The sequence below is a fragment of the Bacillota bacterium genome, assembly GCA_040757085.1.
Lineage (GTDB): Bacteria > Bacillota > Sulfobacillia > JACIYH01 > JACIYH01 > JACIYH01.
In genome coordinates, this window is record JBFLXJ010000027.1 from 63,827 (window position 1) to 73,619 (window position 9,793).

Annotated in this window: 8 protein-coding genes and 2 pseudogenes; 4 read left to right on the forward strand and 6 right to left on the reverse strand. The window is 66.2% G+C overall.

The window, feature by feature from the left end; translation table 11 throughout:
- Nucleotides 1–196: 196 nt before the first annotated feature.
- From AB1446_10650 to AB1446_10665, 4 genes and pseudogenes are all read left to right on the forward strand, one after another.
- Nucleotides 197–2,230: a molybdopterin-dependent oxidoreductase gene (locus AB1446_10650; protein MEW6547352.1), complete on the forward strand. Its 2,034-nt coding sequence runs from the start codon at nucleotides 197–199 to the stop codon at nucleotides 2,228–2,230.
- A 1-nt stretch (nucleotide 2,231) separates the two neighbouring features.
- A pseudogene (locus AB1446_10655) lies at nucleotides 2,232–2,351 on the forward strand (LD-carboxypeptidase).
- 295 nt (nucleotides 2,352–2,646) lie between these two features.
- Entirely contained in the window at nucleotides 2,647–3,813 is a 1,167-nt protein-coding gene (locus AB1446_10660) for an FAD-binding oxidoreductase (GenBank protein MEW6547353.1), read from the forward strand.
- Between the two features lie 272 nt (nucleotides 3,814–4,085).
- Nucleotides 4,086–4,367, forward strand: a complete 282-nt coding sequence (locus tag AB1446_10665; GenBank protein ID MEW6547354.1) for an RNA-binding protein — start codon at nucleotides 4,086–4,088, stop codon at nucleotides 4,365–4,367.
- A 197-nt stretch (nucleotides 4,368–4,564) separates the two neighbouring features.
- On the opposite strand, the gene AB1446_10670 is transcribed toward AB1446_10665, so the two are convergent.
- From AB1446_10670 to AB1446_10695, 6 genes and pseudogenes are all read right to left on the reverse strand, one after another.
- Nucleotides 4,565–5,341, reverse strand: a complete 777-nt coding sequence (locus tag AB1446_10670; protein MEW6547355.1) for an HD-GYP domain-containing protein — start codon at nucleotides 5,339–5,341, stop codon at nucleotides 4,565–4,567.
- An 82-nt stretch (nucleotides 5,342–5,423) separates the two neighbouring features.
- Nucleotides 5,424–5,885: pseudogene (locus AB1446_10675) on the reverse strand (PAS domain-containing protein).
- 140 nt (nucleotides 5,886–6,025) lie between these two features.
- Nucleotides 6,026–6,322 carry a metal-sensitive transcriptional regulator gene (locus tag AB1446_10680; GenBank protein MEW6547356.1) on the reverse strand — a complete coding sequence of 99 codons (297 nt, stop codon included), beginning with the start codon at nucleotides 6,320–6,322 and terminating at the stop codon, nucleotides 6,026–6,028.
- Between the two features lie 23 nt (nucleotides 6,323–6,345).
- Complete coding sequence (locus AB1446_10685) at nucleotides 6,346–6,861, reverse strand: YHS domain-containing protein (GenBank protein MEW6547357.1); 516 nt, start codon at nucleotides 6,859–6,861, stop codon at nucleotides 6,346–6,348.
- A gap of 22 nt (nucleotides 6,862–6,883) precedes the next feature.
- Entirely contained in the window at nucleotides 6,884–9,187 is a 2,304-nt protein-coding gene (locus AB1446_10690; GenBank protein MEW6547358.1) for a heavy metal translocating P-type ATPase, read from the reverse strand.
- 162 nt (nucleotides 9,188–9,349) lie between these two features.
- Nucleotides 9,350–9,793: isoprenylcysteine carboxylmethyltransferase family protein (locus tag AB1446_10695; GenBank protein MEW6547359.1), on the reverse strand; the 444-nt coding region annotated here is incomplete at its 5' end.

A 9,793-nucleotide genomic window follows, 5' to 3' on the forward strand; every position in this document is an offset into this window, starting at 1 on the left:
GCCCCGCCCACCTGTCAACTAAGAAGCCGGCGCCCGGCACGGGAGCCGGCGGGGGGCCGGGTGCAACCCCGCAAATTCCACATGTGGTATACTGGGCGGCAGCAAGGTCTCGGCAGGAGCAGGTTGTACGAGGCCCGAGATGTAGCGGCACCAATTCTGGGCCCAGTGACATCATGGAATCCCGGGGGTTGAGGAGATGAAGCGCACCACGTGTCCCTTTGACTGCTGGGATGCCTGCGGCGCACTGGTCGACGTTGGCCCGGGGAACGCGGCCACCCTCCGGGGAGATCCGGGTCACCCGTTCTCCCGGGGCACCATCTGCGGGAAACTGGCTTCCTATCCCGCCTTCCTCCGCTCGGGAGATCGTCTCACCCGCCCCCTGCTGCGGGAGGGAACTCGCTGGCGCGAGGTAAGCTGGGATGACGCCCTCGACCTGTGCGTGCGCGAGCTGGAAGAGGCAATGCGGGCCGGACCCGACGCCATCCTGTTCGATCTGGGCAACGCCAACTGCGGCGTCCTGCGCTTCGCCGGGCAGCGGTTCTTCCGCTTGCTGGGAGCCACCGTCACCACAGGCAGCCTGTGCGACATCGCAGGAGAAAAGGGTCTGCAACGCACCGCCGGGGCATGTCTCTCCCACCCCCCCTCTGACGTACTCAACAGCCGCGCCGTGATCCTGTGGGGAAGGAACCCTGCCGCCACCAACATCCACTTCTGGCGGTTCGTGCAGGATGCCCGACGCCGCGGGGCGCAGGTGGCGGCTGTAGACGTATATCCTTCCGCCACCGCCCGCCGAGCCGACCTCTTCCTATGCATCAGGCCGGGGACCGATGTGTACCTGGTCCTGGGCGTGGCTCGCGCCCTGCGCGACCTGGATCTCTTCGACCGCGACTTTCTCGCCGCTCACACCAGTGGGACGGAAGATTTCATGCCCATTGTCGATTCCCTGACCGTGGCCGAAGCAGCAAGAGCGTGCGACGTGGATCCCGACCAGATTTACCAGCTGGCCCGCCTGTATGCAGTGCGTCCTGCGTCCACCTGGCTGGGGATGGGTATGCAGCATTACCGGTGGGGGATGACAGCCGCTTCCTTCGTGGCCGCCCTGGGGGCGCTGGCCGGTCAGTTTGGCGTACCGGGGGGCGGAGTGTCCTTCTTCACCGCCAGCCTCACCCCATTCAACCTGGACTGGGCAAACCCGCCTCCCCTCCCCGGAGTGCAGCCCGGAAGCCGCCTGGTGCGCAAACCTGCTCTGGCCGCCGACCTCCTTGCGGGCCCTCCTTACCACGTCGCATGGTTCCAGGCCAGCAACATCGCCAAACAGGCCCCCGACTCGGCCGCTACAGCCCGCGCTCTGGCCAAAGTGGGATTCAAGGTAGCAGTGGAGTTGCGCATGAGCGAGACAGCCAGCCTCTGTGACCTGGTCCTGCCCGCTGCTTCCTTCCTGGAATACGAGAACGTGCGCGGGTCATACGGCACCCCCTGGGTGGGACACATGCCCGCCGTCGTACCGCCGCCGGCAGATTGCCGGTCCGAGCCAGACATTTACGCGGAATTGGCCCGTCGGCTGGGCTGCGAGTCGGAGTACCTGGCAGACGGCGGGCCGGAGGAATGGATCCACCGGGCACTGGCACCTCTGCAACGGCACGGAATCAGCCTGGAATCCTTGCGGCAAAAGGGAGGCACAGCGGTCACCGGAGACAACGCCTATCCCGCCCTCCCCTTCGCCGGGGGCATTTTCCCCACCCTGGACGGCCGCTTCCACTTTCCTACCCGGGAGGACTTCCAGCGCTACCTGACGCTCCAAAGCCAGTGGGACGAGGAGCAGGAGCCCGCGCGGTACCCGCTGCACCTCATCACCCCCAAGTCGCCGAGCCGCATCAATTCCCACGCCGCCACCGCGCAAGGCGATGCCGCTCCCAGCGCACGGCCCACCGGCACACTGGACGATCCGGGCACACCGGAGGAAGCCGCAGGGAATGGCGGGCTGCCGGTTGCCACCACTCACCCCTCCCACCTGCCGCAGGGACAGGATACGGCTCTGCTCGTCACCCCGTTGGGACGGATACGTGTCCGGCTCGTCGCTGATCCGGAGATGAAGCCGGGCATCGTGGTCATCGAGCAAGGCGGTCAGGTGCCGGGCACCATCGGGATCAACGCCCTGACACCGGCCACGGTATCGGAGGATGGGGAAGGCGCCTGCTACTACGAGGCCCGCTGCCGCCTCGAGCCATAGATTGCCGTGCCAGGGCGGGTACGGGTCGCCCCGGATCCTGCCCCTCCTGGACTACGGGACGATAGCACGCCACCCCAAGGTGTTCGTGGGATACAGCGACATCACCGCCATCCACTGCGCCCTGGCCTGACGGGGCTTTGTCCCGGCCGGGTCACCGGGCCCATCATCGGGGGTAACCTCTCCCTCCTCGTTATGAGAATCCTCCTCGCCACCCCCGCAGTCGCGGCTAACCTGCTCACGCAGGGACCGCCAGCACCTGCTCCCTGGTGCGGTTTGAACCTCATGCTGCCGGGAAGGCCGGCAGGAACCGTACGAACCTGCTGTCGAACCAACCTGCAGGCCGGCATCGGCGGTCACGCGGCGATGCGACACGCCGTTCACCCCTGGCACGGGTGGCCGGGAAGGGAGGGGCTATCGTGGAAACTGCGGACGTCGTAATCGTGGGCGGCGGCATCATGGGCTGGTGTACGGCATACAACCTGCTGGCGGGCAGGTTCCCGGGCCGCGTGGTGGTCGTGGAGCGGGATCACCTGCGCCGCCACACCTCTACCTGCCTGGCGTTAGGGGGCTTTCGCCAGCAATTCGGTACCGAAATCAACATTCGCGTCGTCCGCCAGTCGGTCTCGTTTTACGAGAACTTCGCCGAGTTCATGGAAACGCCTGACGGCCGGCCGGACATCTCCCTCCGCCAAAGGGGATACCTTTTCCTCGCCAGCGAAAAGACCTGGCCGGCATTCCTGCGGCGTCACGAACTGCAAGCGCGCCTCGGCGTAGAGGTCACGCTGCTCACTCCCCAGCAGGCAAAGGAACTGGTGCCCGAACTTGACCTCGAAGGAGTGGTGGGGGCCGCGTTCTGCCCACGAGACGGTTACCTGGATCCTCACGCCGTGCTCCAGGGGTTCGAGGCAAAAGCACGATACCTGGGAGCGGAGTGCATATATGAGGAGGCAGTAGCCATAGAGCGGGATGCTGCAGGCGTAAAGTCAGTGCGGACGACGGGGCGCACTATTGCCACCCGTGCCGTGGTAAATGCGGCCGGTGCCTGGGCGGGAGAACTGGCTCGCCTGGCGGGAGTGGATGTGCCCGTCCGGCCGTGGCGCCGCCAGGTCTACGTGTGCCGAGCGCCAGCCGCCGCCGGGCGTGAGTTCCCCATGGTGGTGGACATGACGGGAGTCCACTTCCGCAGCGAGACGGGAGACCTCATCGTCGTGGGAGGCGCCACTTCCAGCGACACCGTGACTTTCGACGCGACATGGGATCGGTCTGCATTCGTTGACGAGATATGGCCCGCCCTGGCCACCAGGGTGCCGTGCTTCGATGCGCTCCGCCTGGAAAACGGATGGGCCGGCCTTTACGACGAAAACCCCATCGACCACAACGCCATCATCGGCTGCCATCCGGAGTTGCCCGGATTTTACCTGATAAACGGATTCTCCGGCCACGGATTGATGCAGGGGCCGGCGGCCGGCAGGGGTCTCGCCGAACTCATCATGTGGGGTGAATACCGCACGATCGACCTTTCCGAACTGAGCCCGAGCAGGTTCGACACCGGTCACCTGATCGTGGAAGAAGCGGTCATATAATAACTGGCGGGGGCCACGCGCCACGGTCGCGTCGATCCAAGACTGCTGCTGCGAACGGGACCAGCGCCACCGCCACCAGGGCCGTACACCCACGGCCAGGCTCGCCATCCCCGCGCTCAAAAAATTTTTCGGCGGAACCATTGCAAACAGCGCCGGCTAGGGTATAATACATTCGGCCCACGTAATTCGAGGGGACTTCTCGGGGGAGGATCGCTCGACGGGCGATCCTCCCTCTCCTTTAGACGGGGGTCAATTCCAACAGGAGGAATAACATGACCACACTGTACGTCGGCAACCTGAGCTGGGGCACCACAGAGCAGGATCTGCGGGCCGCGTTCACCGCCATCGCAGAGGTCCTGGGATGCCGGGTGGTGCTCGACCGCGAAACCGGTCGCTCGCGCGGCTTCGGCTTCGTGGAAGTCAGCGACAGAGAGCAGGCCGCGCGGGCAATCTCGGCACTCGACGGTGCCGAGCTGGACGGCAGGCGCATCGTGGTGAACGAAGCCCGGGCCCCGCGGGAGCGCGAGGGAGAAAACCGGTCGCGCAGGTACTGAGGGCACCTGCGAACACGTCGGAGCCGTGGGGGCATAGACCGTCACAACTGAGGCCGGCTCGAGGGGCAGGCCGTGCCTGCGCGGGCGCGGCCTCACTCCGGCGTCGCGCAGCCGCGGCCCTCACACCGGGCACCGCCCAAACCAGCGTGGCCCGGAGGTCCTGCCGTGCTCACTCCCGCAGCGGATGCAACTGGAATTTACTGAGCCCGTGTGCTGACCTGCCCCGCAATCCTGCACGGGAGGTCAGCAGCCACCAAGTGAGGGAAACTGCAGATGGCCTCAATGCACTCCAGGAAGGTATCCACCGCCCTGGGATCAAACTGGGTGCCGCGTCCCTGAATGAGGCGCTCGCAGGCCACGTCCCACGCAAACGCCGGCCGGTAGGGCCGGTCCGAAGTCATGGCGTCGAAGGCATCCGCCACTGCCAGGATGCGCGCTTCCAGGGGAATCTGCTCCCCCGCCAGCCCGTCCGGGTAGCCGGTGCCATCGAACCTCTCGTGGTGGTGCCTGACGGCTGGGACCAGGGCGGCGAAGCTGCTGGCGGAACCCAGGATGGCGGCACCGACCACCGGATGCTGCTTGATGGCCTGCCGCTCTTCGGGTGTGAGAGGACCAGCCTTGCGGAGGACGCGGTCTTCCACGGCCAGCTTCCCGATATCGTGCAGGAGCCCGGCGTACCGCAAAGTCGCGAGCTGTTCCGGGGTCAACCCGAGCCCTTCGCCTATCATCACCGCGTACCGGGAAACCCGCACAGAATGCCCGCGTGTATACGGGTCGCGGGCCTCGACGGCAGCCACCAGTGCCCGAATGGCTTCCTGGTAAAACTCCTCCAGGCGGGCGAGGGCGTTCTTCTCCCGGGTGATGTCGGTGAACACGAATATACGCCCAACCCGCTCTTTGCCGTCCCAAACGGGGGCGTCGGAAACCCGGACCACCGTGGGGGGCTCGGTGAGTGCAGGTCGGGTGGTCCGCACCGCCTCCCGCAGGCACCCGGGGAAGCCGGTCCGGCACCAGGTCGGGATTCCTGCTGTGACCAGCCAGGAGTTCGGTCACCTCGGGCAGGCTCCGGCCCAGCAGGTACTTCTCGGTGGTTCCCAGCAACCTGGCAGCCACCCTGTTGAGGAGGGCAACCCGGTTCTGTTCGTCCACCACCAAGATACCGCTCTCTGCAGCGTCGAGCACCGCCGTAAGGTGGCGCGAAGTGTGCCGAGCGCTTTCCACCATGGCGTAGTACCGGTTGAAAATCCACCCCAGCAGGGACAGGAAGAAAGCACCCACCACCAGCCCCACCGGGCCGTGGTGGAGATACAGGACGGTGGTCAGGATCCCCAGCACCTGGACCACAAAATAGGCGTGATAGTCGCGTAGCACGGCCGCCTTCCAGGCAGCCACCTGCCGGCTCCTCTGTCCGACGGACCCCATGACCCCCAGGACGACCAGGTTGAAAACGAGGTACGCCCCCAGGGCAGCCAGGTAGGGAGCAACGGCTTCCAGCCCGCGGGAGCCCGGCGGGCCCATGCTGGCGTGGAAAGCAGCCGCAGCCACGAGCACACTCACCACATACTGTATGACAAGTACCGCATTCGTGCTCCCCACGGCCGCACCACCTGCCAGCAGGGCCCGCCACACCTGCACGCGCGCACCCCCCCGCGCGCCCCTCACCGCAGGAATTTCCTCACCACCTCGAGCAGCTCCCGCACCGCCTCGTCACCCTGGCCCTCCCGCAGGGCCTGGGCTACACAGCCCTTGACATGCCCCTCCAGCACCAGCACTCCCAGGTTGTCCAGCGCCGAGCGGGCAGCGGCAATCTGCACCAGGACGTCGACACAGTAGCGATCCTCTTCGATCATCCTGCCGATGCCGCGTACCTGCCCCTCAATGCGGCGGATGCGCTCCAGCAACTCCGACCGGTCTCGGGGCAGAACGGGGTGACGGTCACAATGTCCGGCGCTCATCACCCGACCTCCGCCTGGCCACCCTAGCAGCAGTGTCCGCAGCCGTGCCGCCGGTGCCCACCATGCCCGGGCTCACGCCCTGCTGCGCCACCGGCACGCGACACATAGCGTTCCGGGTTCCTGTCGAAGGCTTCCTTGCACGCCCTGCTGCAAAAATGAAACGTCTCTCCGCCGTACACCGAACTCCCGGCTGCCTGCGCGGGATCCACCTCCATCCCGCAAACCGGATCCTTCGCCATGACCATCCCTCCCGTGTTCTCCACCCAAGGTGACACCGTTGACACATCACCCGGCACCCCGGGGATTTCGCTTCCGCCTGCTTCGCTCCTGCTTCCTCCCCCGGCAGGCCGCCGCCTACGGAAGTAAGAGCTCACCAGGGGCATGGTGATCACCATGGACAACAGAAACACCCAGGCGGCCCCGCCGTACCGAGCCACCGGCGGGTACCGCCCCGCCCCTCCGGTGGCCAGGAAGAACACCGCGGCCGCCGCCACGGAGATGGCCGTGTACCAGAACGCGCTGGCCCTCTCCGAAGACACCACTTGCACCCCCTTCCTTCAACTAACTTGCCCAAACACGCGGGCGGAACCGGCCCAGGAACAGGGTGTTTACCGTCACCGACAGCGAACTGGTGGCCATGAAGAAAGCAGCCAGCTCCGGACTCACCACCAGGCGCAGCGCCGGATAGAGGACCCCGGCCGCTACGGGGACACCCAGCGTGTTGTAAACGAAAGCCCAGAACAGGTTTTGCTTCACCTTGCGCATGGTGGCACGGGCCACCTCTATGGCGGCCACCACTCCGCGCAGGTCATCGCGCATGAGGACCACGTGGCCGGCCTCCTTGGCCACATCGGTGCCACTGCCGATGGCTATCCCTACGTCAGCCTGCACCAGGGCGGGGGCGTCGTTGATCCCGTCCCCTACCATCGCTACCCTCTTCCCCTGCTCCTGCAGCCGGCGCACCTCCGCGGCCTTGTCCTGGGGCAGCACCTCGGCCACCACCCGCGCAATACCCACCTGCCGTGCCACCGCCAGGCCGGTGCGCCGGTTGTCACCCGTCAACATGACGGTCTCGATTCCCATCTCCCGCAGACGAGCTAGGGCCGCGGGGGCAGAATCCTTCAAAGTGTCGGCCACAGCTATGAGCCCGGCCGCCCGGCCATCGACGGCCAGAAACATCACCGTCTTGCCGTCCTCCTCCAGCCTCTGGGCCTGCTCCGTCAGAACCCCCACGGAGACACCTCTCTCTTCCATGAGCGCGCGGTTGCCCAGCAGCACGCTTCTGCCCGCGCAGGTGGCTTCCACCCCCCGCCCCGGGATGGCACGGAAAGCCGCTGCCTCCGGCACGTTGATCCCCCGCTCCCGCGCCTTCCTCACTACAGCCTCACCCAGGGGGTGTTCGGAGTCCCTTTCCGCCGTCGCCGCCAGCTCGAGCACCACGTCCTCCCCCCACCCGGGAGCCGCCACGATGTCCGTCACTGAAGGCTCCCCCCGGGTGAGCGTTCCCGTCTTGTCGAACACCACGCAGTTGACCCTCGCGGTGAGCTCCACCGCATCGGCGCCTTTGAACAGGATGCCGTTCTCTGCCCCCTTGCCCGTCCCCGCCATCATGGCGCTCGGCGTGGCCAGGCCCACAGCGCACGGGCAGGAGATGACCAGCACGGTGATGCTCATGAGGAGGGAAAACCCGAACACCCCCATGCTGCCCAGCGTGTAGGGTGAGAGGATGAACCGACTGCCCGGGCTGAACCAGAGATCGTAGCCCACGAAAAACCAGAACAGAAAGACCGCCAGGGCGAGCACGTGAACCCCCAGGATGAAATGCCCCGCAACGAGATCTGCCAGACGCTGGATGGGGGCACGGGAAGCTTGAGCATCCTCCACCAACCTGATGATCTGGGCGAGGACCGTTCCCTGCCCCACGCCCGTCGCCCGGAACCGGAAGGCACCCGTTCTGTTCACCGTACCGGCCATCACCCGGTCTCCGGCCTTCTTCTCCACCGGGATGCTCTCCCCGGTGATCATGGACTCATCGACGGCAGAGTACCCTTCCGTGACCACACCATCCACGGGGACGCGCTCCCCGGGCCGGACCACCACCAGGTCGTCCACCTCCACCTCCTCGGCGGGGATCTCCAGCTCCTCGCCCCCGCGGATGACGCGGGCCACCCTCGGCTGCAGGCTCATCAGCCTGCGCAGGGCCTCGGACGTGCGGCCACGGGTCAGTGCCTCCAGATACCTGCCCAGCACCACGAACGTGGTCAGCAGGGCAGCCGACTCGAAAAAGGTGGCCTTCGGCCCGCCAAACCCGGCGTCGGGCCACAGCGTGTTGATCACGGCGATCAGGTAGGCAGCCCCGATACCGGTGGCGTAAAGCAGGTTCATGTCCGTCACGCCGCGCCGCAAGCCCCGGTAGCTGTTGACGAAGAACTGCCACCCCGAACCCAGCACAACAGGAGTGGAGAGCGCCCACAGGAAGTACGGATGGCCCAGGAACTCCGGCAGGCGTCGGAACACCCAGTAGTCCCGAAAGGTGCCCACCATGACGATCGCGGACAGCGGCACCGACAGCCACAGGTACATGGCCTGGCGCCTGATTTCCCGCCTCCTGGCCGCCTGCTCGCGGTCGAGGACAGCGGCTCCGTCCTCAGCCATGCTGGCCTCGTACCCCAGCTCCCTGACCACCTGCTCGAGCCGTTCCGGGCTAACCCGGGCCGGGTCGAATTCCACCACCGCCTTGCCCGCCATCAGGTTAACCCTGGCCGAAATCACTCCGTCGGTGTTGCCCAGAGCCTTCTCGATGCTACTGACGCACGAGGCGCACGACATACCCCAGACGCGGAGAGACCGCACTACCGTTGCCATCTGTCCACAACACCCCCTCTCTCAGCCCAGCGGATCACCATGCGAGAATGTACCGCGTGCGAGCGCGCGTCTCGCTCCCGCCGGGAGGCGGCGTCCGCACTCTCAGAAAGCGCCCAGGTCGTTCCCGCCATCCATGCGGACGTACTCCGGACTGCCGCATGCTCACACCTCCTGCGTACGGTAGTTGCGAGTCGGGAGCAACTTCGGCCAGAACGCCGGGGTCGTCCTGAGGTACTCTGCGTATGCTCTGCCGAACCTCTCCAGTGCTTCCCTTTCCTCCCGCCGCGCGAGGCGTACGTACGTCGCCACCAGAACCGGCCACATGATAAGGGTGGGCAGAGTTGGCCACTGCACCAGCATACCAAACGTCAGGAGGAACAACCCCAAATACTGGGGGTGGCGCACCCGTGCGTAAAGCCCGGACGTAACCAACCTTCCCCCCGCCCTGTGAATCTGCCGCCACCCCGCCCCCATCAGCACCAGGCCAGCAAGCATGAGAATGCTTCCCAGCGTGCAGAAAACGGCCGTGAACTGCGGGCCGAAAACAGCGGAGGCCCACAGGTGCCCGCTCTGGTGGGCAAAAGGATTTGACACCGGCAGACGGAC

Excerpts from the sequence above, each read along its gene's own strand:
- AB1446_10690 (MEW6547358.1), bottom strand. The coding sequence starts at position 9,187 with ATGGCAACGGTAGTGCGGTCTCTCCGCGTCTGGGGTATGTCGTGCGCC.
- AB1446_10665 (MEW6547354.1), top strand. The coding sequence starts at position 4,086 with ATGACCACACTGTACGTCGGCAACCTGAGCTGGGGCACCACAGAGCAG.
- AB1446_10650 (MEW6547352.1), top strand. The coding sequence starts at position 197 with ATGAAGCGCACCACGTGTCCCTTTGACTGCTGGGATGCCTGCGGCGCA.
- AB1446_10680 (MEW6547356.1), bottom strand. The coding sequence starts at position 6,322 with ATGAGCGCCGGACATTGTGACCGTCACCCCGTTCTGCCCCGAGACCGG.